Origin of the sequence: Arthrobacter sp. zg-Y919, from assembly GCF_030142045.1 — a bacterium.
Classification (GTDB): Bacteria; Actinomycetota; Actinomycetes; order Actinomycetales; family Micrococcaceae; genus Arthrobacter_B.
The window spans coordinates 19293-44501 of the sequence record NZ_CP126242.1; the positions used below are offsets into that span (position 1 = coordinate 19293).

Genomic DNA, 25209 nt, shown 5'->3' on the forward strand with positions numbered 1-25209 from the left:
TTTAGTTGCTGCCCGTAGGGCCGGTCATGCTTGCGCCGCCGGACTGGTTCTGGCTCGTGCCGGTGCCGGTGCCGGTACCTGCGCCGGCACCGGTGTTGTCGGTGTTGCCCGTTGTAGGAGGGGTCGTCGATGTCGACGGGGCAGGCGTGGGCTGGGGTGCAGCCGGGGCGACGTAGAACGTGACCGTGGAGCCCAGTGGAACGGCGGTGCCTTCTCCGGGTTCAACAGCGGAAACCCGGCCTGGCTGAGCGCCGGGTGAAGTGCGTTCCCCACCATTGTTGGGAACCAGTCCCGCCTGGGTCAGCAGCTGGCTGGCTTCCTGTGCCGACTTTCCTGACAACGACGGAACAGTAACCAGCTCCGGTCCCGAGGAGTACACGACGGTTACGGCGTCTCCGCGGCTCAGCGGTCCCGAGGGATTCACTTCAATGACCAGTCCCTCCGGGACACTGGCGTCGGAGACCGGAAGGCGTTCGACCTGCAGGCCAAGGGCGCTCAATTCCGCAGCAACTTCGTTGACCGGCCGGTTGGCATATTCGGCCGAATTGACGATGATTTCCTCGTCCGAAGGAGTCGCCGACGGTGTCTTGGACGGCGAGGCGCTGCGGGACGGGCTCGTGGAGCTGGCGGCCGGAGCCGGGTCCTCGTCACCTTCGGAACCGGTGAGGACGAAGAAGGCCACCACGCCGGCCAGAATCAGGACGAGCAGGGCGATCAGCGGAATGGTCCAGGGGCTGCGCCGCCGCTTTTCCTCTTCGACGTCACCCGGGTCGGCGTCGTCGTAGTCGGCCTCGTCTTCGTCGGTCCAATCCCGGGATGCGGCGAGCTCGCCCGTCCGCGCGTCGTCTGCGGCTACGGAGGCACCGGCGACCGTGGGCAGGGCCGACGTCGACGGCGCGGTGTCCACCACGCGGGTGGCGGACGTACCGGCGGTGGGTACCGGCGCCGTAATCGCACTTGTGGAGGAACCGAAGAGCAGCATGCCGGGGACAGCTTCCTCCGCGGCGTTGATGTCGCCCCGGCGGATAGCTGCGACGGCCAGTGCCAGGGACTCGGCGTCGGCCGGGCGGTCCGCCGGATCCTTGGCGAGCATGGACATGACCAGGGCACGCACCGGCTCCGGAATGGACTCCGGAAGCGGCGGCGGAGTGTCGTTGACCTGTGCCAGCGCAATCGCGATCTGGGATTCGCCGGAGAACGGGCGGCGGCCGGCAAGGAGCTCGTAGCCAATGACACCAAGCGCGTAGATGTCACTGGATCCGGTGGCCTGCTGTCCGGTGGCCTGTTCCGGGGCCAGATACTGGGCGGTTCCCATCACCTGGCCGGTGGCGGTAAGGGGTACCTGGTCGGCGAGGCGGGCGATGCCGAAGTCGGTGATCTTGACCTTGCCGTCGGGCATGATCAGCAGGTTGCCCGGCTTGACGTCCCGGTGCACCAGGCCCTGGTTGTGGGCTACGGCCAGGGCGGTAGCGACCTGGCCGATGATGGACAGGGTCCGGTCCGGAGAAAGCACCTTGTCGCGCTCAATGATGGTCGACAGCGGCTGTCCGGGGACCAGCTCCATGACCAGATAGGCCGAGCCGTCCTCCTCGCCGTAATCGAAAACGTTGGCGATGCCGGGATGGTTGAGCAGGGCGGTGTGCCGTGCCTCCGCCCGGAACCGGTTGAGGAAGCCCGGGTCGCCGGTGTACTCCTCCTTGAGGATCTTGATGGCGACAATGCGGCCCAGGACCAAGTCCCGTGCCTTCCAGACCTCGCCCATACCGCCAATGGCAATACGGTCGGTCAGCTGGAACCTGCCGCCTAAGGTGATACCCGATGTAGGCCTCACTTGTTCAACACCGCCTCTAGGAGTTTCTGCGCGCTTGGAGTGGTCAATTGGGCACCGGTAGCCAGATCCACGTCTTCCATGACGACGGAAATGGCTACCTGCGGATCGTTGGCTGGTGCGAAGCCGGTGAACCAGGCGTTGTCGCCCCGGCCGTCCACCTGGGCCGTGCCGGTCTTGCCTGCCACCTCGAAGCCGGGAACCCGGGCGGCCTGGGCCGAGCCGTTATTCACGACGCCGACCATCCACTCGGTGAGCTGGCGGGCAGTATCCGGACTGACGGAGGTATTCAGCTTGGTGGGCTTCGGCTCGTCAATCACGGAAAGATCGGGGGCACGGACGCTGCGGACCAGATTTGGGGTCATCTGCTCGCCGTTATTGGCAATCGCCGCGGAAATCATGGCTACTTCCAGCGGTGTGGCGGTAACGCTGCCCTGGCCGATGGAAGCAAGGGCCAGCTGGGCCTCGTCCTCGTTTTCAGGGAAGTGGCTCTCCACGACGCCGACGGGGATGGACAGTGGCGTGTCGAAACCGAACTTTTGGGCCTGTGCCGCGATGTTGTCCTGCCCGAGGTCCAGCGCCACCTGAGCGAAGACCGTGTTGCAGGACCAGGCGAGGGCAAAGGCGAAATCCGCCTCGGACCGGGACGCGCAGGCACCCGTGGTGAAGTTCGGGAGGGAAGTGTTGGTCCCGGGCAGGGGGAACGTGGGAGGGTTCGGGATCACGGAGTCAGCGTCATACTTGCCCGATTCCAGGGCTGCTGCAGTGTCCACGAGTTTGAAAACGGACCCGGGAGCCAGCAGGGACTGGGTTGCCGGGTTGAGGTAGGGCGACAATCCCGGCGTGGAGGTCAGCGCATCCATGTTTGTCTCGAGCAGAGCGGTGTCGTGGCCGGCCAGGAGATTGGTGTCATAGGAAGGCTTCGAGACCATGGCCAGGATGTCCCCCGTTTTCGGGTCCAGCATCACGATGGATCCCTTCTGGCCGTCGGGAATCAGGTCGTACGCCAATTGCTGGAGTTCCGGGTCGATGGTCAGTTCCACCGACGCACCTTGGCTCTGGGCGCCGGAGAAGAGCTGCACCAGCTTGTCGTAGAACTGCTGCGAACTGTTGCCGGTCAACTCCGCATTCATTGCCATTTCCAGCTGTGTGGTGCTGTTCAGGTTGAAGAATCCGGTCAGGTGGGAATAGAGCTCGGGATTGTTGTAGACCCGCTGGTAATTGAACTCGTCGTTGGAGGGAACGGATTCGGCGACTGCCTTGCCGTCCACGAGGATCGAGCCGCGGGGTTCGCCGAAATCGCGGTAGATGCCCCGGTTGTTGTTCGGGTTCGCGTTCAAGTCCTCGGCGGCAAAGAACTGCACGTAGGTCAGTGAACCCAGAATGAGGACGAACATCGCCAGGGCTACCACCCAGCTGTTACGGATAGCCTGGTTCATTCGTCTCCTTCCTTAGGGATACGCCGCCCGCGTGTGGAAGCGCCGATCGGGTATTCGGACATGGCTGGAACCATGTCGGTGGCCAGGGGCCCGGTTGCCGAGGGCCGGCGGGATGCGTCCGAGATCATCAGCAGCAGCGCCACAATGATCCAGTTGGCCAGCAGGGAGGATCCGCCTGCGGACATAAAGGGAGTGGTCAGGCCGGTAAGCGGAATCAGGCGCGTCACGCCGCCGATAACCACGAAGCACTGCAGGGCGATGGTGAACGACAATCCGCAGGCCAGCAGCTTTCCGAATCCGTCCTTGGTGCCCAGTGCCGCCCGGAAGCCGCGGGAGACCAGCAGGACGTAGAGCAGCACAATTGCGAAGATGCCTATGAGGCCCAGTTCCTCGCCGAGGGCAGCAATAATCATATCGCTGTTCGCAAAGGTCACGAGATCCGGACGCCCCTGGCCGAGTCCCGTGCCGACCAGCCCGCCGCTGGCAAGGCCGAACAGTCCCTGCACCACCTGGTGGCTGCCGCCGATGCTGTTGTACACCTCGGGATCAAAGGCATTCAGCCAGCCGTGGATCCGCAGCTGCAGGTGGCTGAACAACTGGAGGGCGACGAAGCCGCCCACCGCCAGCAGGCCCATGCCGATCAGCACCCAGCTCACACGGCTCGTGGCGACATAGATCATGGCCATAAACAGGCCGAAGAACAGGATGGACGAACCGAGGTCCCGTTGGAACACCAGGACGCCGATGCTGACGAGCCAGGCGGCGAGCATGGGGCCCAGGTCCTGCATGCGGGGCAGCTGAAGCGGCCCCACCTTCCGTCCCGCGAGAAGGATGAGGTCGCGGTTGGTGGAAAGATAACCGGCGAAGAATATAGCCAGGGTGATCTTGGCGATTTCACCGGGCTGGAAGGTGGCGTTGGAGCCTACCCTGATCCAGATCCGCGCCCCGTTGATCTCCTGGCCCAGGCCCGGCATCAGCGGCAGCAACAGCAGGACCGCGCTGACGATCAGGGAGATATAGGTATACCGGCGGAGTATGCGGTGGTCTTTGATCACGAACAGCACGGCGATGCCGGCGGCCACGGCCACGGCACTCCACAACAACTGCCGGTCCGCGGCGTTGGTACCTTCGGTGATGTCCAGCCGGTGGATCATAGCCAGTCCAACGCCGTTCAGGGCAGTGACCACTGGAAGTATTACCGGATCGGCATATTTTGCGCGGAAGCGCAGCACGAGGTGGAAGATGACCACCAGAGCCATCAGGGTGCCGCCCTGGACCCAGAAATCGGAGTCGAAGGCACGGTCTTCATCCAGCCCGACAATCATATTGGCCCCGACTCCGACCAGAAGGGCCACGAGGAGCAGGAGCGCTTCAATGTTTCGGCGCGGCTTGGACACGGTGAGGACGTCAGACATTACTGGACACCTCCACAGGCGCTGTTGGCCGCGGCGCTCGGAGATGCGCCGCCGGAATCCGTCCCCGAACCCGAGTCCGCCGGCGGACACAGTACGGCCTTTGCGGTATCGCGCAGTTCGGTGACAATCTTCCCGGCGTGTTCAAGGTCCCGCGCCGGGAGGGTATCCTCCACCCGGTTGCGGTGGTATTCGGAGAGGCTGTCCACCGGAATATCGGAGACGTCCGTGACATGCGAAAGGTGGATCGGCCCGAGCGTCTGGGAAACCCCATTGAAGATGGCAACCCGGTTGTCATACGACCCCACGTAGTAGCGGGTCTGCGTCCAGGTGTAGCCGAGCCAGACGGCGACGGCGAGAAGGAGCGCAACCACGGTCAGGAATGCGGGCAGCAGCCAGCGCTTCCACGCCGGCCGGGGTGAATCTCCGGTCTGCTGCTCTGCGGCCTGCCCGGTGTCCGCCTTGTGGGTAAGCATGCGGGCGGCGCGGCGCTCGGCGGAGCGCTTGGTGACAATGGGGATCTCGCCGGTCTCGGTGGCCAGGGCGGCCGCACCCACCAACACATGGGGGCGGGAAGCGAGATCCTGGCGGATCAGGGCGGCGCGTTCGCGTTCGCTCTCGTCGTCGTCCGCGTCGTCACCGGCATCCGTGCCGTTGGCCGTCTCCGGAGTGGTCGCGGTATCCGGTGCGTCGTCAACGACCGGAGGTGCTGCAGCGGCGACCGCGGCGTCACGGGAGCCGGAACCCTGGCAAGGGAACTGCGCAGTGGCTGGGCCGGAGCCCGCGTTGGTGTCTTCGGCGATTTCGATGACGGCGACGGTGACATTGTCGGGAGAACCGCCGGCCAGGGTCAGCTCCACTAGGGTGTCGACGCACTCCTGCAGGTCCGAGGAGCCGCGGAGGACACCCTCAATGTCGGAATCCCGCAGGACTGCGGTCAGCCCGTCCGAACACAACAGCCAGCGTTCCCCCGGTTCCACCTCGAATGAGGCCAGATCCAATTCCGGACTGGCATCCACATCACCGAGCACGCGCATCAGGACATTCTTGTGCGGATGGACTTCGGCTTCTTCGGGCTGCAGGCGGCCTTCGTCGATCAACCGCTGTACGAAGGTGTGGTCGATGCTGATCTGCTCGAACCGGCCGTCCTTCAGCCGGTAGGCACGGGAGTCGCCAATATGCGCAAGTGCCAGCCGCTGGTCGTGCAGGAGGAGCGCGGTGACCGTGGTGCCCATGCCGGAGAGCTGGGGGCTGGTGGTCACCAGCTCGGACAGCAGCGAGTTAGCTGCCTGGATCTCGTCGGCCAAGATGGTCAGCGGCTCGTCTTCATGGCTGTCGCTGTCGAGGTGGACCAGGTCAAGCACGGTGGACGCGGAGGCGACATTGCCTCCGGCATGGCCGCCCATGCCGTCGGCTACGACGGCAAGGTAGCGGCCGACGTAGGCGGAATCGTCGTTCTTGAAACGAACCATTCCGACGTCGGACCGTGCAGCATATCTAAGGACCAGGGCCACCTTCAGGGCCTCAATTCGATGACCGTCTTGCCGATGCGGATGGGCACACCGGGTTCGACGGGCAGCGCCCGTGTGAGTTGGCTGCCGCCAAGATAGGTTCCGTTGGTGGAACCGAGGTCTTCGATGAACCAGCGGCTGCCCTGGGGGAAGAGCCGTGCGTGGCGGCCCGAGGCATAGTCGTCTTCGAGGACGAGCGTTGCCTCCTGGGCGCGGCCCAGGAGGATCGGGCTGGCAGCCAGGTCAATGGTGGTGCCGCGCAGGGGTCCTTCCGTAACCACCAGTTCCCGCGGGGCGGCCCTGCTGGGCGCCGGGGCACGCTTCTCCAGGCCGGGGTCCTTGCGGATCTGGCGGGCCGTGGGTGTTCCGGTCCGGTTGCGGCTGCCGACGGCAAGATCGCGGCGGATGGCGCCGACGACGGAGACCACCATGATCCACAGGAGGATCAGGAAGCCGTACCGCAGGAGTGTTTCAGTTAATTCGCTGAGCACTAACGTCCCCCGGTCCGGACGGGTAGCAGCCGGAACACGATCCGCGTGCGGCCCATGGCAATTGTGGATCCGTCAGTGAGCACTGCTTCACCTTGAACTTTCTGGCCGTTGACGAAGCTGCCGTTGGTGGAGCCGAGATCGACGGCACGGCTGGCACCGTTTTCGGTGCGGATCTCCAGATGGCGGCGGGAAACTCCCGTGTCATCCACGGGGATGTCCGCTTCGGAGGAGCGTCCCAGGACCACGGACGGCGCATTCAGGGTGTACCGCTGGCCGTCGATTTCGAGGACGGGCTGCATCCGTCCGGAAGGTCCCTGCTTCGGTGCCGGTGGCGAGGGTACCCGGGGCTGCGTGGACGAGGACTTCTCGGTGGCGGAGTCCACTTCCAGCACTCCCGCTTTCAGCGAGGAGTCCTTAGTGAAGGAGACCCGCACGGGCCCCTGCAGGGTATAGGACTGGCTCCGGGCATGCTTGATGACTACGTCGCAGAGTTCTTCCGCAAGCGGTGCCCCCCACTTCTGGGCCTGTGTGAAGTCCGGGCTGGAAAGGCGCACGGTAAAAACGTTCGGGGCAAGGGTCCTGCCCTGACCAAGGACCATCGAGTTCTCGTCGAGTTCCCTGCGGAGTGCAATGGCAAGTTCCAGGGGTTCAACACGGCCGGACGAACCGGTTGTGAAGGCACCGCGAACAATCTTCTCTATGCCGCGTTCGACATTGTCGAGTAAGCCCAAGTCCGTCTCCTTCCGTGTCCTGTCCATTGAGTTGCCACGTCTGCAGCACCTTCCCCCGGCACCGCGGTGCGGGCGGAACAGTCCGCCGGGACTGGGTTGGGACCGGTTCCGGCAGGGCACAGGTACATACGTCCACTTCGATACTACTGGTGAGCGCAGATAAATGTCTTACCGCGGCGTCGGCACCCGGTGTGCCTTAAAGCGCCGGGGAACGGCAGGAAGCATCCCGGTAGCCGCCGGTAGCCGCCGGACATTGTGCGGGTACCGGCCCGGCGGAGGCCCGGTACGCCCGTGCAGCGAGGCCGTTTGGAAGCAGCATCATGGGCCGTTTAGGTGTTTCACCGGATTGCCGGTATGCTTGATTCTGCTGTTCCCGAGGAAATGCAACGGATCCTCCCGGACAAGACCGCTTCAGCGGAATCGTCCGGCTATCCGTAGAATTACCACGGGAAACCATTTATGCGCGAGTGGCGGAACGGCAGACGCGCTGGCTTCAGGTGCCAGTGTCCGAAAGGGCGTGGGGGTTCAAATCCCCCCTCGCGCACATAGATTGGGAATGACCCCGGCCAGATGGCCGGGGTCATTTTTTATGTCCGGCGGCTGACGGTTGCGGTATCCCGAACGGCAGAGGGACCGTGGAGCGTGCTCCACGGTCCCTCTTTGCCCGGCGGCCAGCACCGGCAGCGGCTAGGCTCCCTGCGCTTTTTTGGCTTCCGCGTCCTTAACCCGCTGGGTCTCGGCGCGCACGGCAGCGAAGCTCGCCCGCTCTTCCACCAGCCAGGCCGGCGGCTGGACCAGCAGTGCCTTGATTTCCTCGGTGGTCAGCGGCTCGGTCACGCCGGCGCGGGTCAGGCCGCCGATGGACACGTTGAGTTTCTGTGCCACCACCGGACGCGGGTGCGGACCGGTCCGCCGCAGTTCGACGAGCCACTCAGGCGGATTGGACTGCAGTTCATCGAACTGGGCACGTGAAATAGGCCCGTCCTGGAAGTCCTGCGGCGCTGCGGGCAGGTATATGCCCAGTTTCTTGGCTGCCGTGGCAGGCTTCATGGATTGGGGGGATTTCTCGGAGGTCATGTTCCAAGGGTATCCGCCCGCCGCGCCTCCACCCGGTGGGCTAAGGTGTTTTGATGCCCACAGACACATCAGCACCCCTTCAGGGGGCCACATCCCGGCCGTTGACCGTGGCCTACGTACCGGGTGTGACACCGGGCAAATGGATCACCCGCTGGCGGGAACGGCAGGACCAGGAACTGCGGACTTTCCAGTGCGAGGAGCCCGACGCCCTGGAAGAACTGGCGTCCGGCCGGGCGGATCTGGCATTTGTCCGGATACCTGCCGAAGGTTTTAACCGCCCGGACGGGGTAAACCTGATTCCACTGTATGAGGAGCAGCCCGTGGCTGCCGCTGCCAAGGAGCACCCTCTGGCGGCCTTTGATGAGGTGGAGTTGGCGGACCTCGACGGCGAGACGATCCTGGACATTGACGAAATGGGTGGAGCCGCCGTCGCCCTGGAGGTTGCTGCGGCAGGCAGCGGCGTAGTGATCCTGCCCATGTCCGTAGCCCGCCTGCATTCCCGAAAGGATGTTGCAGCGCGGCCGGTGAACGGCGTTCCCGCAACCCGGATCGGCATTGCCTGGCGCCAGGAGCGGGATGCCGCCGACATCGAAGAGTTCATCGGGGTGGTGCGGGGACGTACTGCCAACAGCTCCCGCCAGCCTTCCATCCAGGCCGAGCAGAAGTCTTCGGCGAAAAAGCGGACCAAGGAACGGCAGACCCGCAGCGGGGCGAAACCTGCCGTGAAGTCCGGCGGGCGCCCAGGGAGCAAGGGCAAGGGCAATAGCAAGGGCGGCAAGCCGCGGCGTAGCCGCTGAAGTCGCGCAGCCGCTAAGGTCGGGCAGCCGCTGAGGCGCCATCCGTTCGACCGCCAACCGGTCCCCTCTGGTGACACGCGACGAGGGCGGTGGTAGCTTGCGGCGGATGCGGATCAAAATGAGTGGCATCCATGTGCTTGACCCGGAACGCGCCTACGAGTTCTACACGGGGACGCTCGGCCTGGAACCCCTGATGGCCATGCCGGAATACAACCTGTTCATTGTCTGCTCGCCCGAGGACCCGGGCGGTCCCGGACTGCTGCTGGAGCCCAGCGACAATCCGGTGGCCGAGGCCTACCGGTCAGGGATTTACGGGCAGCAGCTTCCCGTACTCGTGCTCGGTGTTCCCGATGTGCAGGCGGAGTACGAGCGGCTGTCGGGGCTCGGCGTCGAATTCCTCGGTGAGCCGACCCTCGACTCGACCGGAGCAATGGCAGTGTTCGACGACGGCTGCGGCAACTACCTCCAGCTCCACCAGGACTAGGTCAGCGTTCCCCCAGCCGCGGCCGCAGCCGGGATTCCTCCAGATCCAGCAGACGCTGTGCCTCAGAGAGCGTCCGGGAGGTGAAGCGTCCCTCCCGGCGCGCGACCAGCAGCTGGTTCCGTTCGGCTTCGACGACGGCGCGCCGCAGCTGCCGGTACTGGAGCTGCGGCGTGGGATCCTCGTTCTCCCCGAGTGCCCGCGCCCGCTCCCAGGCGAGCTCGCTCCGCAGGAACGAGCTTTGCCGGACCCGCTCCACCACATCCGGATCCACGTCCTGGTGAACGCCCAGGCACTGTTCCGGTTGTTCCAGGATGCTGAGGCCGGCGCCGCTGAGCTCATCGATCAGCTTGGCAAGCTCCCGCTGGTCTGCCGCGACATCCCTGCCCTGCACGCCCAGGACGCGGATCAGCCACGGCAGGGTGCCGCCCTGCAGCAGCAGTGTTGCCACCGCGACGGTGAAAGCAATAAGCACCAGCTGCTCCCGGTACGGTGTCTGTTCGGGCAGGGACTGGGCCGCGGCCACGGTCACCACACCACGCATGCCGGACCAGGAAATCACCATGCCGCCGCGCCAGCCCAGGCCTTCGCGGTTCAACTGCTCGATGTCGGCCCGGCGCCGTCGGTAGAGCAGCTCGGCGCGGAGGTGCCGCCTGCGCTGGCGGTCATCCGTCAGCCCGCCGGCTTTGACCCCGTCCAGCCACCGCCGGAACCGCTTGGTCCGCCGGTCCTGGTACCGCACTTTGGCCCGGAGCAGATACATCAGGGGGGTGACCCAGGCGAACCGGACAAGGATCAGCAAGGCGGTGGTTGCCAAACCGATCAGTACGGCATCAAGGACCGGCAGGAGGCTGGTGTCGACGTTTTCAACCAAGTGCCTCAATTCCAGCCCCATCAGCAGGAACACGCCGTTTTCCAGCAGGAACTGGATGGTCCGCCAGTTGATGCTGTCATTGATCCGAACCTGCGCCGTGAATGCGGAGGCGCTTCGATGCCCGGTGTACAACCCGGCAACAACGACGGCAAGGACGCCGGAGGCTCCGGCCTCCTCCGCCGGGATGAAGGCGATGAAGGGAACAACAAAGGAAATGGCCGTGTCCAGCACCGGATCGTGCAGTTTCGAGCGGATGTAGACCGTGGCCGCGCCGACGAGCAGTCCCACCAGGATGGCAACAACGACGGCGAAACCGAAGTCGCCGATCCCTGCCCAGATACTGGACAGGCCGCCGGCGGAGGCAGCGACGGCCGAGCGCAGCAGCACCAGCGCGGTGGCATCGTTAACCAGTCCTTCGCCCTCGAGCACCGTCACCAGGCGCGGCGGCAGGCCGAGCCGTTTGCCGATGGAGGTCGCGGCCACGGCGTCCGGCGGGCTGACGACGGCGCCCAGCGCCACTGCGGCTGCGAAGTTCAGGTCCGGCAGCAGCAGGTAGAGCAGCAGGCCGGTCACAAAAGCCGAGACCAGGACAAGGAAGACCGACAGTGCGGAAATAGCCCCGATATTGCGCCGGAAGTCCACCACCGGAACGTTGACCGCCGCGGCATACAGCAGCGGCGGGAGCACACCCATCAGGATCACGTCGTGCGGAACGGAGAATTCCGGCACACCCGGGGTATAGGAGAGGGCCAGCCCGACGACTACCAGGATGAGCGGGGCGGCTATCCCAAGCCGCTTGGAAAAAGCCGTAATGGTGACAATGACGGCAACGCCTACAACAATCAGAAAACCCGGTTCCACACTTCAACACTAGTCCCGGCGCGGAACGCGCATGCTGCCGCCGGCGGGCGCGGGACGGCCTATGTGTAGGGAGACCAGCCCGTCAGCACCGTGAGCATGTCCAAGGTCACTCCGAAGATTGCGTAGATGGTCACCGGCACCATCAACGCCCATTCGCGCCAGGACCCTGCGGCACCGATCAGGGGCAGCGAGAAGCTGCCGCTGCTGCGCCAGAGCTTGTTGACCACCGGGAAACGGGTCAGGGAACGCGGCCGCTTAATCCGCAGCGGCCACAGGATCATCACGCCTTGATGCGTCAGGAGGTCGCCCACAATGTGGACTGCTACGCCCAGGCCCACGGCTACCGGGAGCCAGTCGTTGTTTTCCGGGGCATACACGGCTATGAACCCGGAGAAAGCCAGTGCGAGGAACCAGCTGCGGACCGGCCCGCCGGCAATTTTCAGTGCCTTGAAGGCGAACCCCATGAGTAGGACGGACAGGATACCCGCGCCTACGGCCACGGAACCGAAAACAGGAACGTCGGCAGTCACCCTGCCCAGCGCCGTCGCAAGGGCTACGAAGACAGCCAGGCCGAGCAGGGAGTGGGTTCCGCGCCTGTGTCCTCCGCTGACCGCTTCCGTCAGCCGGGCGAGGATTTTTGTCACCGGCGGAAGTGAGTGGGCAATGGTTCCGCTGTGGTGGTCGAGGTCCGGCAGCAGAGCCGCGCCGGCGGTCAGCAGGGCGCCGGTGACAACGCCCAGGGGTGTGACCGGATACCAGCCGAAGGCGTAAGGGGCGGTGGACGCCACGGCAACCCAGGCCGCGGCACCGCTAGCGGCATGGTGGCCACCCATCATGGTTGAAAGTCCTTCCAGAGGGCGGTGCAGGCGCCGGAGAGTTAACGAAGGTAACTATTTTTCCACGGTTTGGGCAGCTGCCGGGCCACTGGGGCGGCGTCCGCGTCAGGCGGCGTCGAAGCCCAGGTGGTGCATGACGGCGGCCACGATTTCGGCGGGGCTATTGGTGATGTCAAGGCGGAGGCCCGCTTCCTCCGGCGAAAGGGGCTCCAGGGTGCTTAGCTGGGAGGGAAGCAGGGAGGGCGGCATAAAGTGCCCGGTCCGGGTCTTCATCCGCTCGGAGAGCACTTCGCTGCTTCCGTCCAGATGCACGAAGGTGACATCTCCGGAGGCCTGGGCGAGGACATCACGGTAGGTGCGTTTCAGGGCCGAGCAGGTGACTATGGTGCACCGGCCGTTGTCCGCCTGGGTGCCCATCCAGTCACGGATCGCGAAGAGCCACGGCCAACGGTCGTCGTCGTCCAGCGGAGTTCCCGCGGTCATCTTGGCGATGTTGACCGCGGGGTGGAACTCGTCCGCCTCGGCGGCTATCCAGCCGAGGCGCTTGGAGAGCAGGTTGGCAATGGTGGTCTTGCCGGAACCCGCCACACCCATGATGACGATGTGCTGTGCACTGGGGGCCATGTCGATCTCCTGGGGACGTCGTTGTCGCGGGTTCGGTTCCGGCTGCTAACCAAACAATTTTCGTAAAGGTATCACCAAAGCATCCAATAACCGTGGTTTAGTAGGATTTCATCGAAAGAACGGCTGCCGACAGTGCCGTTCCCGTGGGCGGCACTGTATATGCTGCCAACGGAATATGTGTCGGAAGCCAGCGGGAGACACGGATATGACTGAACAGGCGGGACCGCCGGCCGCAGTGTTGAATGCCCGGATTATCGAGACGCTGGGCTCGGATATTGTCTCCGGCGTACTTGCGCCGGGCGACCGGCTGACACTGGAGGGACTGCAGCACGAGTTCGGGGTGTCCCGCACCGTGGTCCGGGACTGCATGCGGATCCTCGAGTCCATGAACCTGGTGTATTCCAAGCGCCGCGTCGGCATTGTGGTCCAGGAGCGGGACCTGTGGAACGTGTTCGATCCCCGCGTCATCCAGTGGCGTCTGGCGGGTCCGGGCCGGACCGAGCAGTTCCGGTCGCTGACCGAACTGCGGGTGGGAGTGGAACCGGTTGCCGCAGCCGCCGCTGCCCGGCATGCCGCACCGGATGAACGGACCCGGATCCTGGAACTGGCGGCAGAATTACGCAGGCTTGGGGAGGCCGGGGAGCTGGAAAGGTTCCTCGACGCCGACGTCGAATTCCATACACTGCTGCTCCAGGCCAGTGGCAACGAGATGTTCTCTTCGCTGCAGAACGTGGTTGCAGAGGTTCTAACCGGCAGGACCAGGCAGGGCCTGATGCCGCCGAATCCGACGGAAGCTGCCCTGCAGGGGCACCTGCTGGTTGCCGAGGCCGTCGCTGCAGGGGATGACGGCGCTGCCTTAGCGCATATGACAGCCCTGTTGGAGGAAGTGCGGCAGGCCGTGGCCGGCTAGCGGCCGGAAACGGCACTGCCGCACTTCCCAGGAGCGGGACCTAGCGGGTCGGTTCCAGGTTGCTGTCCTCGGGGGTGACCACCTCGGCCGTGGCGGAGATGTTTTCCGCATCCACCATCCAGGCGTACTGCTCCAGCTTGGCGATGAAGCCGTGCAGGATGTCTGCGGTGGTCGGATCTTCCTCGTCCACCTGGTCATGGACGTCGCGCATCGTCTTGACGACGGCGTCGAGCATGGCGACCACGTGGGTCACGGTGTCGCGGGTGTCCACGAGGCCGGCGGGGAACGGCGGCAGGCTGGTGCCCTCGGCCACTGCCACGCTGCGCCCGTCCGGAACGGCCCGGAGGGCCCGCATCCGTTCTGCGAGCTCGTCGGCGAAGATGCGTGCGTCGTCGATGATCTCGTCAAGCTGCAGGTGCATGTCGCGGAAGTTCTTTCCCACCACGTTCCAGTGGGCCTGCTTGCCCTGCAGGTGCAGCTCGATCATGTCCACCAGAACGGCTTGCAGATTGGTGGTCAGTTCTTCAGATGCCTTCATGTTTTCCTCCACTGTTGACGAAAAATGAGTACTGAATGCACCCAGCACGTTTTCCGCCTCCGGATACTGTCCGGACCGGCGGCTTCGGCGGGTGGATTGTTCCCCAGCCTAACCCTGCAGCGCGGCCCCGGCCATAAGGGGACGGCTCACGGGAAAGCTACTATAAGCAACCTTACTTCCAGTTGAAGTGCCCTGTCCTCCTGTGTACGGTGAGGAAATCGGGGCTCCTGATCAAGGGGTGCCCGGCCAGACGCAGGATTCGCACTACCGGAGGGACAGCATGACCACCGTAGAAGAGTCGATCAACGTAGCAGTACCGGTGACCACGGCTTACAACCAGTGGACGCAGTTCGAGTCGTTCCCGCACTTCATGGGCGGGGTCGTCTCGATCACACAGGTTTCGGACACCACCACCCACTGGGTGACCAAGGTGGCCGGCGTCGAGCGGGAATTCGACACCGAAATCACCGAACAGCATCCGGACGAGCGCGTTGCGTGGAAGAGTACGGACGGCAAGTCCCATGCCGGCGTCGTGACCTTCCACCGCCTGGGCGACGCCGAGACGCGGGTGAGCGTGCAGCTGGACTGGGATCCGGAAACCTTCGTCGAGAAGCTGGGCTCCGTGGTCGGCGCCGATGACCGGCAGGTGAAATCGGACCTCGCCCGCTTCAAGGAATTCATTGAGAGCCGCGGCTCCGAGACCGGCTCCTGGCGGGGAAACGTCGACGCCCCCGGTAACGCGGCCACCGGAGCATCCGGCTCCGCCCCTGTGGGCCCGACCTCCACGGACACCTCACGGCTGGCTGCGGCACCCGATGCGGATCCGGCGATGGATGATCCGGAATCCGGCGGCCCCCGGGCCGGCCTCTAACCACTGAGGGATTTAAACAGGAACTGCGGATGCCTTGCCGGCATCCGCAGTTCCTGTTTAAGCGGCGTGGTCAGGCCGGATCCAGGTCCTTTACCGCCGGACCTTCCAGGAGTGCACCTTCTGCGCCGAAACGCGAGCCGTGCAGCGGGCAGTCCCAGGACTGCTCCGCGTCGTTCCAGTTCAGGACGCCCTTCATATGCGGGCAGATGGCCGATACCCGGCTGGTCTTGCCTTCCACCGTGCAGATTCCCACCGGCTTGCCGTTTTCCCGGGCCACCACGCCCTGTCCCTCCGGCGGTGCCTCGCCGGTGCTGGTGGCCAGTCCGGCCGCCCAGCCTGTGAGCATGGACAGTCCGACTTCGGCGTTGTCCCGCAGGGTGGAGGCAGCATCCAGCGGGGCTACCCGGGGCTTGTACAGCTCGCGGGCCCAGGGATTCTCGCCGCCGAGAATCTCGGCGCTCAAGGCGAGCGAGGCGGCTACCGCATTGGTCATACCCCACTTGTTGTAGCCGGTGGCGGCATAGATATTCGCCCCCATCAGCGGCAACTGCCCCACATAGGGCAGGCTGCGCGCCGGCGAGTAGTCCTGTGCCGACCAGGCAAAGCTCGCGGCGCTTCCCACGGCGAAGTTGTCCACCGTCCAGCCCACGAGGTCGTCAACCAGTTCCTGGGTGTGCTTCCTGCGTCCAACGGTGTGTCCGTTGCCGCCGGCCAGCAGATAGGAGATCCCATCCGACTCCGCCGTCCGCAGGGAGCGGGTGGGGGAATCGGCGGAGAGGTACATACCCTGCGGAACCGCGCCGGTGACCGGAAGGGCGACGGCGTAGGAACGTTCAGGCTTCAGGACGGCGAAGTAACCACCGCGGTCGAGGATCGGTATGCCGGTGGCCAGCACCAGATGCCGGGCAGCGACCTCGCCCTGGTTGGTGATGACCCTGATGCCGGCACCTTCCTCATGGCGGGCTCCGGTCACGCGGACGCCTTCGAAGAGGCTGCCGCCGTGCGCACGGTAATCCTTGGCCAGGCCGGCGAGCACCGTCATCGGGTGGATCTGTGCCTGGCCGCGCAGCCGCAGCGCACCCGTGGTTTCAAACGGCAGTTCAGTGTCCGTGGTGAACTCGACGTCGAGTCCGGCCGCCTGTGCGGCCTCGTGTTCCTTCCGCAGGCTCTTGAGTCCCTGCTCGGTAGTGGCGTAGGTGTAGGCGTCCCGCACCTCGTAGCCGATGCCGTTTTCATCGCAGAAGCGCAGCAGCCAGCTTTGCCCCTGGCGGTTGGCTTCCACGTACTGGCGGGCGATCTCCGCATTGTGGTGGGAGGTAATGCTGGACAGCTGTGTCCCCTGCAGGAGTGAGACCTTGGCGGTTGTGTTGCCTGTTGCCACGGCGCCTACCGTGCGTGCTTCCAGAATGGCCACCCGCTGTCCGCTCCGGGCCAGCAAGGCCGCGGTGGTCAGTCCGGTGAGCCCGGCACCGACCACCACGGTGTCATAGGCGACACCGGGGTCGAAGGGATCAGTGGGTATAACGGGCGCGGTTTCGAGCCATAGAGATTTCAAGTTGTCCTTCCCGCCAAGCTGACGAAGTGATGTGGGAGCCGCCTCGCTGAAAGTCAGTATGCTTCCCACCCTGCCCCAATTGTGCAACAGTTTAAAGTCCTGATCACCGATCCTCCCGGCCCGGTCTTCCGGTGCTGCGGAGCAGAGGAGTTGTCATGGCAAGCCCCAGTTACAGTTCCGGCGGCCTCACCGCACACCGGACCAGCGCACAAAAAGCGGCAATGGCCTTCGGGATTATTTTCCTGCTCATCGGCGTCCTGGGGTTCATTCCCGGGATTACCGCTAGCTACAGCCAGCTTTATTTCGCGGGTTACGCCTCGGAAGCTGCGCTTCTAGGCATTTTCCAGGTCTCGGTACTCCACAATGTGGTCCACATGCTGCTGGGATTTGCCGGGCTTGCCCTGGCGCGGAGGCATTCCACAGCCAAGCTCTATTTGCTGGGAGGCGGCATTCTTTACGCCGTGCTCTTCATCTACGGGCTGCTTATCCCGCTGGATTCAGACGCCAACTTTGTCCCGTTCAATACGGCGGATAACTGGCTCCACGCGGTTCTGGCGGTTGCCATGATCCTGCTCGGTATTTTCCTTGGCCGGCAGAGCGAATCGAGCTCCTACCGCAGCAACCCCAATCCCGGGGAAGGTTCGGTTCCCAATTAGGTTCCCGCCCGGAGCTGACCCTGCCGCATCCAGTGCGGATCCGGCGCTGGAATCCACCGTCCGCCCCGGTTAGCGTAGGAGCATGGACGCACAGGAAATTCAGCACCGGATCTCCGAACTCGTCGCCCAGGAGCAGAAGCTTCGTGAGGCTGACCCGGAACACCACGCGGCCGAACTGCGCCGGGTGGAAGAGCAGCTCGACCAGTACTGGGATCTGCTCCGCCAACGCCGTGCCAAGGCCGAGGCAGGGCAGGATCCGGACGAGGCGCAGGAACGGCCCGTTGGTGAAGTTGAGGGATACCGCCAGTAAGGACTAGGCCTTCGGTGCGGATGCGGCGCCGGAGGCTTTCGCTGTGCCGGCGCCGCCGGTGACCTGCCGCAGCAGAGTGGCTGCCCCAATGCTGCGCCGGAAGGGGCTTTCGCCGCGGAAGGTTTCCCCGAGGGCCCAGATCACCAGGCAGCCCTTGCTGAGGGTCCTCAAGAGTCCAGCGTTGCGGGGCGTCAGCGCCATCATGGACGCAGCACCGAACGCCGCCCAGCCGATAAGCGGTCCGTTGGGCACCTTCACAACGGTCTGCCGTCCGAAGGGGTCCGTGAAGAAATTGCGAGAGGCCATGATGTTCAGGCGCCTTTCCGGGTTTTAGCTGGACTCTTTGAGGCCGCTGTCTTGGATTTGGCGGGAGCCTTCTTGGCGCCGTCGTCCTTGGTGCCGGCCGGCGCTTCGCCGGACCCGCTCTTCTTTCCACGGTTTTTCTCTACGCTGCGGCGCAGTGCCTCCATCAGGTCCAGCACCTTGCCGCCCTCATCCTCTTCGGATTCTCCGCCGAAGGTCTCCTCCGTGTCGAGCGAATCACCCTGTTCGAGCTTCGCGTCGATGAGGGTTTTGAGCTGCTCCTGGTAGTCGTCGGTGAACTCCGAGGGATCGAAATCTCCGCTGAACGAGTCGACGAGGGCCGCGGACATCTCCAGCTCCTTCGCGGAGATCCGCACCTTTTCATCCAATGAGGGGAAACTGGCGTCCCGGACCTCGTCCTCCCACAACAGGGTCTGCAGGGTCAACACGTCGCCGCGCACCCGAAGGGCACCCAGCCGGCTCTTCTGCCGAAGGGAGAACTGCACAATCGCCGTCCGGTCGGTGTCCTCCAGGGTCCGCCGCAGCAGTACGTAGGACTTTGTCGACTTGGAATCCGGCTCCAGGTAGTACGTGCGGTCAAACAGGATGGGATCCACCTGCTCGCTGGGCACGAATTCCACGACGTCGATTTCCCGGCTTTTTTCCACGGGAAGGGAAGCCAGGTCCTCGTCGGTGAGGACGACGGTCTGCTCGCCGTCGTCGTAGGCCTTGGCAATGTCCTTGTATTCCACCACCTCGCCGCAGATTTCGCAGCGGCGCTGATAGCGGATGCGCCCGCCGTCCTTGCCGTGCACCTGGTGAAGGCTGACATCGTGGTCCTCGGTGGCGGCGTAAACCTTGACCGGCACATTGACCAGCCCAAACGCAATTGCGCCTTTCCAGATCGCTCTCATGTCATCCAGTGAACACTAGATTCCGGTTCCGTTGCCAGAGTCGGGTTTGCCTGCCCGTGCCTCCTGCAGATGTTCCCACAGCAGCCGGTACACCCGCGGATCGGAGAAATAGGCGGTGTGGGACTCGGGAAAGGGCGTGGCGGAGTCCACCTTGCGGTCGAACACATTGGCCTCCCGGCCGGCGAAAACCCGTTCGGCGCAGAACGAGAGCAGATCACGCTCGTCCCAGAAGTTCAGCCAGGGCAGGGCCGGTCCCGCACCGCCGCGGCCGGGCCCGAGGTAGGCCAGGGCATCCAGGAGGTAAAACCACGGAGCGGGGGACCCGAGGGTGACCAGCAGGTCCACCCGGAGGCCAGCCGCCTCGGGGGAACTGAGCAGGTCAACGGCTGCAACGGAGCCGAGGCTGTGCCCGAGGATCACCACCGGCGCATCCTGGTCCGTGCTGCGCAGGGCGTCCGCGATGCGGGCGCGGGCGGCGTCCCCCTGCCGAAGGTAGAAGGCGACCTTGGCGAAGAATCCGCTGCCTGCGTCGGTCAGCCGGATCCGGTGCCGGACACCGGCGTCAGTGAGTGCACCCAGAATCAGATCCTGCAGTGTCTCCCCAAGGAACGCGGTATCGGGCACCGCGGGCCCGGCGGAGGCAGGCACGGCCGGTCCCACCGGACCTGCAGCGCCCAGATCCATGGCGAAAAGGGCCAGGGCAAGGGAAGCGTCGGACACTCCGGGTGGATCTTCAGCCGAATACCGCGGAGGCAGTGCCGGCACAATATCGACGTCAAGGGGAGCGGCAGCGGCCCAGTCGACCGGAAGTACCCGGTAGTCGGACAGCCCGCGCACCTGCTGCACCTGTTCCCGCACCAGGTCCGCAAGCTGCGGGTTGGGCCGGCCCGTGCCAGGGAGGAAAACCAGGGTTCCGGGTTTCTCCTGCGGGCCCAGGGGTGGGGGCTCCACGGCTGCCTCCTTCGCTGCTGCGCCGTTCCCGGATGGCCTGAGGCCTCCCGCAGGCGCTGATACGGACACCTTCACATGCCGCGCGCCGGGCCGCCAGTGGGGCGCATCCAGTCAGCCGCGCTGGCCGCCGAGCCACCGGGCGGATAATGGTGCAGTGGAGGAAAGGCGGGCCGTGGAAACCAATACACCCGATACCGGGCCTGCCCGGGCCGAACTGTCGGTGGGACAGGTGGCCGAACGCAGCGGGGTCAGCGTATCCGCGCTGCACTTCTACGAACGCCAGGGACTGCTCTCCAGCCGGCGGACGCAGGGAAACCAGCGCCGCTATGACCGTTCGGTGCTGCGCCGGGTGGCGGTCATCCGCGCCGCTCAGCAGGCCGGGATCCCGCTGGCCGTGATCAACCGAGCCTTTGCCGAACTGCCCCCGGACGGAGTGCCGGACCAGGCCGACTGGCAGCGCCTCTCGGCGGCCTGGCAGCAGGAGCTCGATACCCGCATCCGGCACCTGGAGGCGCTGCGCGACCGCCTGGGCGGCTGCATCGGCTGCGGCTGCCTTTCGCTGGCCCAATGCCGGTTCGTCAATCCCGAGGATTCCGGCTCGGGAACGGGTGCCCGGGCGTTCGACGTCTAACCACGGATTTGACCTCAACATTGGTTGAGGTTTTAGCGTTGAGGGATGCCCTTGATGGGTTGGCCCGTGAGAGGACACTAATGACGCGGAATACGGCTCTGTGCGAGCGGAATGTAACGGATGCATTCAAGGACGCCTTCCGGGCGCATCCGGCGGGTGTCGCCATCATTACGGCCGACGGCGGCAGCGGCCCGGTGGGCCTGACCGCGTCCTCGGTTTCCTCCGTGTCGGCAGAACCGCCGATCCTGTCCTTTTCCCTGGCGTCGACGCACGGAACGGCGGGTGTGATTGCCGGTTCCCCTACCGTCGTCGTGCACCTGCTGGGCGCAGAAAACGCCGCACTTGCCGCCCTCTTCGCCCGCCAGGGCGCAGACCGGTTCGGCGCCACGCGGACCCGGACCCTGCCCGGCGGGGAGCCGGTCCTGGAAGAGGCGCCGGTGGCGCTCCTGTGCCGGGTCGACGGCAGGGTTCCGGTGGGCAGCTCCATCCTGATTGCCGCCACCGTCCTGGAGATTATCCCCGGCAGCACCGGCCAGGACCCGCTGGTCTACCACAACCGGACCTATCACCGCCTGGGCAGGCACTCCGCGCTGGGCGAGTCGGGTCGCGTCGCAGGCGGAAGCGGGGAATAGCGCATAATCGGGTACGGACCCGTTCGGCGACCGCCGGCGGGAAGAACCCACCAGGAGGTACGGCGATGGCAAAGAAAAAACTCAAGGACCTGAGCAGCGGACAGAAAAAGGGCCTGGGAGTCCTGACCGGAGTCCAGTTCCTGCTGGCCGGGGCTGCGCTGCGGGATCTCCGCCGCCGTCCGAAGGACCTCATCCGCGGCAGCCGTGGATGGTGGATGGCCGCCTGCGGCATCAACTTCGCCGGACCCATTGCGTACTTCCTCTTCGGCCGCCGGTCAGCCTAGGCATGGTGCGGCCCCGGACCTCCGGTACTGCCGGAACCAAACCGCCCGTCCTTGACCCGGTCCGCCTGCAGGGCCTGACCCCGGGTGCAGACTTCCCGGTCGGCAGCCATCAGGAAGCATTGGCCTACAACGGGGATTCCTTCGCGGGACTTGAGCTGCGCGGAGCGGTGTTTTCAGAGTGCAGCCTCACCGGGGTGTCCCTGGACAACGCCGATCTCACCGCTGCCCGGTTCCTGGAATCCACCCTGGAGAACCTCTATGCCCCGGTGCTGCGGGCTGCCAGGAGCACTTTCCGGGACGTGGAAATCTCTAATCCGCGGCTCGGCTCCGCGGAGCTGTACGGCGGCGCCTGGAACTCGGTCCGGGTGGACGGCGGCAAGCTGGATTTCCTGAACCTGCGCGGCTGCACGCTGACCAACGTGTTGTTCTCCAACTGCATCATCGGTGAACTGGACCTGGACGGCGCGCGGTTGAACCGGGTTGCCTTCCGGAACTGCCGGATCGACTCCCTGCTGCTGGGCAGCGGCGGCACAGCCGTGGATGCGGACCTGCGCGGGTCCGCATTCCGGAGTATCACCGGACTGGCCGGCCCCAAGGGATTCACCGTGGACGAGGAGCAGCTTTTGCTGCTGGCTCCGCTGCTCGCCGACCAGCTGGGCCTTCGGGTGGAAGCCTAGGGCTGCTGCCCGGCGTACTGGTCCCAGGGGATGTTCCAGTCACCGTAGCCGTCGTGGATGGGAACGGGACCGGCTTCGGTGTTCAGCACCTGCACCACGTCACCGGCGTCGAAGTTGTCGTAGAAGTACTTGGCACCCTCGGCGGACATCCCCACGCAGCCGTGCGAAACGTTGATCCGCCCCAGGGCGCCCAGTGCGCCGTCGAGCGCCTGGTGGACAAAGACGCCGCTGTTGGTCAGGCGGCTGGCCCAGGAGGCGTCGAACGGTTCGTAGTAGTCCGGGTCTCCGGGCTTCAGCCCGATGGACTCGGCGCGGAAGGGCAGCTTCTCATGCTGGCTGACCACCACCTGGTAGCCGGAGGGCGAAGGCCAAGTGGGTTCGCCGAGGGTCACCGGGAAGGTCCGGACCAGCTGCCCGTCCATAAACACCTGCATGGTCTTCGTGTAGTTGTCCACCACGGCCAGTCGGGTGTTGTGGGTATTGAAGGTGCGGGTTTCGTTGAAGTTGCCGATCATGCCGTTGCCAAAGTCCACGCCGAACAACTGCATGTCCACCGTGACGGCACTGTTGGCGGCCCAGAAGGTTTCCGGCCGGTAGCGGACGTGCTGGTCGGTGAGCCAGAAGAAGGCGCCGGTCTGCCCCGAAGTGCTGGTGATCTTGATGGCCTGCTCGACTGCGTCCTTGTTGGTGACCGGTTCGCTGAAGGTGATGTCGATGGGCTGGCCGACGCCCACGCTGGCGGCGTCCTGCGGATACATAAACGCGTTGGCTTCATTGGCGGGCAGTACCGTTTCGAATCCCTGCCTGCGGGTGGTTTCCTTGCCGGCGGTGTCGGTGAGCACCACGTCCATGCGGTACTTGGTGTTGAAGGCCAACGGGGCGCCTGCGGTCCAGACGGCTTTGTCGGCGGCCAGGATGCCCGGCACGGTGTCGCCACCGGACTGGGGCTTCAGGATGACCTGATTAATAACCGCATTGGTGGCGGTTACGGAGGGAAGCACCGCTGGATTCACACCCACGGCGCCGTCACCCGGCGTCGTGGTGATGGACACCGGAGCAGCCTTCACCGAGGGTGACTCCGACGGACCGGAGGAAGCGGAGGAATCGGACCCGGACGAGCCGAGGATGCCGGTGGCGAAGGCGGCACCGATGCCGCCGCCCAGAACGAGCACCACGGCAATTGCCGCGGCTATCAGCCCTTTACGGCTCTTTGTGTCCTGCACAGCCAAGTCCCCTCAAAGTACAAGCCGGGCCGTCGTGGATGACGGAAACCGGCATGATCGCAGTTGGGCCGGCTGGTCCGGCGCAAGTGTCCTACCGATGATATTAGATCCTTGGGAACTCTCGGACGCCGTTACGGAATTGTCGCCTAACCCGCGGCTGCCGGTCCCGCAGGTGGTGCCAGGCGGGCTGCCTGCCGGGTGATGTTCTTCGCCATGGAGGGAAAGATCAGCCCGTGGAAAGGGGCAATCAGCCACCAGTACAGCTTCCCGCCCAGCCCCTTGGGGAAGTAAATGGCCCGCTGCCGGTAGAGGCTGCCGCCGTCGCCATCCGGGTCCACCCGCATCTCCAGCCAGGCCTTGCCCGGCACCCGCATCTCGGCGCGCAGCCGCAGCAGCGTGCCGCGCTCCAGCAGTTCCACCCGCCACCAGTCCACCACGTCACCGGTGAACAGTGTGGTGGGATTGCGCCGGCCGCGCGTGAGGCCCGCTCCGCCCACGGTCTTGTCGAGCACCCCGCGGATCGCCCAGGCCATCGGCAGGGAATACCAGCCGTTCCGGCCGCCCACCCCCTCGATGACCTGCCAGACGGCGGCCGGGTCCACCGGCGCACGGCGCTGCCGGGCATCCACATATACCGTCTGGCCGGCCCAGTCCGGGTCGCTCGGCAGGGGATCCGAGGCTAGATCGGACGACGCCGACGCGCTGGCCCAGGTGGTCTCGACCTCGCCGCGCTTCTCCTTGCCCAGCGCCCGGCTGACGGCACCGCGGTAGTCCGTCAGCCCGCCGTCGGGCAGCGGCACGTACCGGTCAATGTCATGTTCCTTCGCGACGGCGTCGTGCTGCAGGGACTCGACGAGCGGCAGTGCCATGGCACGCGGAATAGGAGTCACCAGGGACACCCAGTGTCCGGCCAGCCGCGGAGCGGGCAGCGGAAGGGCGTAGATGCGGCGCCGGGGCAGCCCGGCCTCTTCGGCGTAGCCGTTCATGATCTCGGCGTAGGTGAGGACTTCGCGTGCTCCGATGTCGAAGGTGCGGTTCACCTCGCCGGGGATGTCCACGGCCCGCACCAGATAATGCAGCACATCCCGGACGGCAATCGGTTCGATCCGGCGCCGCACCCAGCTGGGGGCGGGCATCACGGGCAGTGTCTCGGTGAGGTGCCGGATCATCTCGAAGGACGCAGACCCGGACCCGATCACGACGCCGGCCTGAAACACCACCGCCGGCACCTCGCCTTCAAGGAGGATGCGTCCCACCTCGGTCCGGGATTTCATGTGGGGCGACAGCTCACCTTCGGGATGCAGGCCACCGAGATACACGATCCGTTTCACCCCCGCTTCCGCTGCGGCGTCGGCCACCAGGTGGGCAATCGCGGATTCCTGGTTGCTGAAACCCTTGCCGGATGCCATGGAGTGCACCAGGAAATACAGGGTGTCTATGCCGGTGAACGCCGACGCAGCGGAGTCCCGGTCCGAGAGGTCGCCCTGGACGATTTCGACGTCGGATGCCCAGGGCACGTCGGAGAGCTTTTCGGGGGAGCGGGCCAGGACCCGGATACAGTGGCCGTCCTCGAGCAGCAGCGGGACGAGCCGCCCGCCGATATAGCCGGTGGCACCCGTGACCAGGATCTGCTGGCGTTCTGTCATTTTCCCAACATACACACGCACCGGCACCGACGGTCAGGGCCGCGGAAGGTTCAGCGTCGAACGCCTGGAACTGCGGCGCCCGGCCAGGATACCCGGCCTATTCATAAGCCCCCTGATGAAATACTGGCGTTTGTCCGGTATCCCGG

27 protein-coding genes and 1 tRNA gene are annotated in these 25209 nt (G+C 65.3%); 11 read left to right on the forward strand and 17 right to left on the reverse strand.

The window, feature by feature from the left end:
- Position 1: 1 nt before the first annotated feature.
- From QNO10_RS00095 to QNO10_RS00120, 6 genes are read right to left on the reverse strand one after another with little or no spacing between them, the layout of a single operon-like run.
- Entirely contained in the window at positions 2 to 1831 is a 1830-nt protein-coding gene (locus QNO10_RS00095) for a protein kinase domain-containing protein (protein WP_229945838.1), read from the reverse strand.
- Entirely contained in the window at positions 1828 to 3267 is a 1440-nt protein-coding gene (locus QNO10_RS00100) for a peptidoglycan D,D-transpeptidase FtsI family protein (protein WP_229945835.1), read from the reverse strand. Before QNO10_RS00100 ends, QNO10_RS00095 begins: the two co-directional genes overlap by 4 nt.
- Positions 3264 to 4682 carry an FtsW/RodA/SpoVE family cell cycle protein gene (locus QNO10_RS00105; RefSeq protein WP_229945833.1) on the reverse strand — a complete coding sequence of 473 codons (1419 nt, stop codon included), beginning with the start codon at positions 4680 to 4682 and terminating at the stop codon, positions 3264 to 3266. Before QNO10_RS00105 ends, QNO10_RS00100 begins: the two co-directional genes overlap by 4 nt.
- Positions 4682 to 6151: a PP2C family protein-serine/threonine phosphatase gene (locus tag QNO10_RS00110; RefSeq protein WP_229945830.1), complete on the reverse strand. Its 1470-nt coding sequence runs from the start codon at positions 6149 to 6151 to the stop codon at positions 4682 to 4684. Before QNO10_RS00110 ends, QNO10_RS00105 begins: the two co-directional genes overlap by 1 nt.
- A gap of 44 nt (positions 6152 to 6195) precedes the next feature.
- On the reverse strand, positions 6196 to 6681 hold the full coding sequence (locus tag QNO10_RS00115; protein WP_442860211.1) for an FHA domain-containing protein FhaB/FipA: 486 nt from the start codon (positions 6679 to 6681) through the stop codon (positions 6196 to 6198).
- Positions 6681 to 7412: an FHA domain-containing protein gene (locus QNO10_RS00120; protein WP_229945828.1), complete on the reverse strand. Its 732-nt coding sequence runs from the start codon at positions 7410 to 7412 to the stop codon at positions 6681 to 6683. Before QNO10_RS00120 ends, QNO10_RS00115 begins: the two co-directional genes overlap by 1 nt.
- A 461-nt stretch (positions 7413 to 7873) precedes the next feature.
- Here QNO10_RS00120 and QNO10_RS00125 point away from each other — a divergent pair.
- Positions 7874 to 7956, forward strand: a tRNA-Leu gene (locus QNO10_RS00125).
- A gap of 143 nt (positions 7957 to 8099) precedes the next feature.
- On the opposite strand, the gene QNO10_RS00130 is transcribed toward QNO10_RS00125, so the two are convergent.
- A complete protein-coding gene (locus tag QNO10_RS00130) occupies positions 8100 to 8489 on the reverse strand; it encodes a DUF5997 family protein (RefSeq protein ID WP_229945825.1) in 390 nt (129 codons plus the stop codon).
- A 53-nt stretch (positions 8490 to 8542) separates the two neighbouring features.
- On the opposite strand from QNO10_RS00130, the gene QNO10_RS00135 reads away from it, so the two are divergent.
- Complete coding sequence (locus tag QNO10_RS00135) at positions 8543 to 9286, forward strand: LysR family transcriptional regulator substrate-binding protein (RefSeq protein ID WP_229945822.1); 744 nt, start codon at positions 8543 to 8545, stop codon at positions 9284 to 9286.
- 106 nt (positions 9287 to 9392) lie between these two features.
- Positions 9393 to 9770: a VOC family protein gene (locus QNO10_RS00140; protein WP_229945819.1), complete on the forward strand. Its 378-nt coding sequence runs from the start codon at positions 9393 to 9395 to the stop codon at positions 9768 to 9770.
- A gap of 1 nt (position 9771) precedes the next feature.
- Here the strand turns inward: QNO10_RS00140 and QNO10_RS00145 are convergent, their stop codons facing one another.
- The 3 genes from QNO10_RS00145 to QNO10_RS00155 form a co-directional block, all read right to left on the reverse strand.
- Entirely contained in the window at positions 9772 to 11502 is a 1731-nt protein-coding gene (locus QNO10_RS00145; RefSeq protein WP_229945816.1) for a cation:proton antiporter, read from the reverse strand.
- A gap of 59 nt (positions 11503 to 11561) precedes the next feature.
- Positions 11562 to 12338, reverse strand: a complete 777-nt coding sequence (locus QNO10_RS00150) for a metal-dependent hydrolase (RefSeq protein WP_229945812.1) — start codon at positions 12336 to 12338, stop codon at positions 11562 to 11564.
- A gap of 105 nt (positions 12339 to 12443) precedes the next feature.
- Positions 12444 to 12962 (reverse strand): gluconokinase, encoded by a 519-nt coding sequence (locus QNO10_RS00155; RefSeq protein WP_229945809.1) that lies wholly within the window; start codon positions 12960 to 12962, stop codon positions 12444 to 12446.
- 205 nt (positions 12963 to 13167) lie between these two features.
- Here QNO10_RS00155 and QNO10_RS00160 point away from each other — a divergent pair, with 205 nt between their 5' ends.
- Entirely contained in the window at positions 13168 to 13872 is a 705-nt protein-coding gene (locus tag QNO10_RS00160; protein ID WP_229945807.1) for a FadR/GntR family transcriptional regulator, read from the forward strand.
- Positions 13873 to 13912: 40 nt separating this feature from the next.
- On the opposite strand, the gene QNO10_RS00165 is transcribed toward QNO10_RS00160, so the two are convergent.
- On the reverse strand, positions 13913 to 14410 hold the full coding sequence (locus tag QNO10_RS00165) for a Dps family protein (protein WP_229945805.1): 498 nt from the start codon (positions 14408 to 14410) through the stop codon (positions 13913 to 13915).
- Between the two features lie 280 nt (positions 14411 to 14690).
- Here QNO10_RS00165 and QNO10_RS00170 point away from each other — a divergent pair, with 280 nt between their 5' ends.
- Complete coding sequence (locus QNO10_RS00170; RefSeq protein ID WP_331460314.1) at positions 14691 to 15281, forward strand: SRPBCC family protein; 591 nt, start codon at positions 14691 to 14693, stop codon at positions 15279 to 15281.
- A gap of 70 nt (positions 15282 to 15351) precedes the next feature.
- On the opposite strand, the gene QNO10_RS00175 is transcribed toward QNO10_RS00170, so the two are convergent.
- Positions 15352 to 16836 (reverse strand): FAD-dependent oxidoreductase, encoded by a 1485-nt coding sequence (locus QNO10_RS00175; RefSeq protein WP_229945803.1) that lies wholly within the window; start codon positions 16834 to 16836, stop codon positions 15352 to 15354.
- Positions 16837 to 16991: 155 nt separating this feature from the next.
- Between QNO10_RS00175 and QNO10_RS00180 the strand changes: the two genes are divergently transcribed.
- Entirely contained in the window at positions 16992 to 17492 is a 501-nt protein-coding gene (locus QNO10_RS00180; RefSeq protein WP_229945801.1) for a DUF4383 domain-containing protein, read from the forward strand.
- 82 nt (positions 17493 to 17574) lie between these two features.
- Positions 17575 to 17802: a DUF2630 family protein gene (locus tag QNO10_RS00185; protein ID WP_229945799.1), complete on the forward strand. Its 228-nt coding sequence runs from the start codon at positions 17575 to 17577 to the stop codon at positions 17800 to 17802.
- Between the two features lie 3 nt (positions 17803 to 17805).
- On the opposite strand, the gene QNO10_RS00190 is transcribed toward QNO10_RS00185, so the two are convergent.
- From QNO10_RS00190 to QNO10_RS00200, 3 genes are read right to left on the reverse strand one after another with little or no spacing between them, the layout of a single operon-like run.
- Positions 17806 to 18108 carry a hypothetical protein gene (locus tag QNO10_RS00190; protein ID WP_229945797.1) on the reverse strand — a complete coding sequence of 101 codons (303 nt, stop codon included), beginning with the start codon at positions 18106 to 18108 and terminating at the stop codon, positions 17806 to 17808.
- 5 nt (positions 18109 to 18113) lie between these two features.
- Entirely contained in the window at positions 18114 to 19019 is a 906-nt protein-coding gene (gene ku, locus QNO10_RS00195; RefSeq protein WP_229945795.1) for a non-homologous end joining protein Ku, read from the reverse strand.
- A gap of 15 nt (positions 19020 to 19034) precedes the next feature.
- Positions 19035 to 19970, reverse strand: a complete 936-nt coding sequence (locus tag QNO10_RS00200) for a hypothetical protein (RefSeq protein ID WP_229945793.1) — start codon at positions 19968 to 19970, stop codon at positions 19035 to 19037.
- A gap of 172 nt (positions 19971 to 20142) precedes the next feature.
- Here QNO10_RS00200 and soxR point away from each other — a divergent pair, with 172 nt between their 5' ends.
- The 4 genes from soxR to QNO10_RS00220 all read left to right on the forward strand — a co-directional run bounded on the left by soxR (position 20143) and on the right by QNO10_RS00220 (position 22194).
- Positions 20143 to 20601 (forward strand): redox-sensitive transcriptional activator SoxR, encoded by a 459-nt coding sequence (gene soxR / locus QNO10_RS00205; protein WP_229945790.1) that lies wholly within the window; start codon positions 20143 to 20145, stop codon positions 20599 to 20601.
- A gap of 80 nt (positions 20602 to 20681) precedes the next feature.
- Complete coding sequence (locus tag QNO10_RS00210) at positions 20682 to 21233, forward strand: flavin reductase family protein (RefSeq protein ID WP_229945789.1); 552 nt, start codon at positions 20682 to 20684, stop codon at positions 21231 to 21233.
- A gap of 65 nt (positions 21234 to 21298) precedes the next feature.
- Positions 21299 to 21517: a PLDc N-terminal domain-containing protein gene (locus QNO10_RS00215; protein WP_229945788.1), complete on the forward strand. Its 219-nt coding sequence runs from the start codon at positions 21299 to 21301 to the stop codon at positions 21515 to 21517.
- A gap of 2 nt (positions 21518 to 21519) precedes the next feature.
- Positions 21520 to 22194: a pentapeptide repeat-containing protein gene (locus QNO10_RS00220; protein ID WP_442860210.1), complete on the forward strand. Its 675-nt coding sequence runs from the start codon at positions 21520 to 21522 to the stop codon at positions 22192 to 22194.
- Here the strand turns inward: QNO10_RS00220 and QNO10_RS00225 are convergent.
- Entirely contained in the window at positions 22191 to 23417 is a 1227-nt protein-coding gene (locus tag QNO10_RS00225; RefSeq protein ID WP_229945783.1) for a L,D-transpeptidase, read from the reverse strand. The genes QNO10_RS00220 and QNO10_RS00225 overlap by 4 nt on opposite strands.
- 146 nt (positions 23418 to 23563) lie before the next feature.
- Positions 23564 to 25063: an SDR family oxidoreductase gene (locus QNO10_RS00230; RefSeq protein ID WP_229945782.1), complete on the reverse strand. Its 1500-nt coding sequence runs from the start codon at positions 25061 to 25063 to the stop codon at positions 23564 to 23566.
- Between the last annotated feature and the right edge of the window lie 146 nt (positions 25064 to 25209).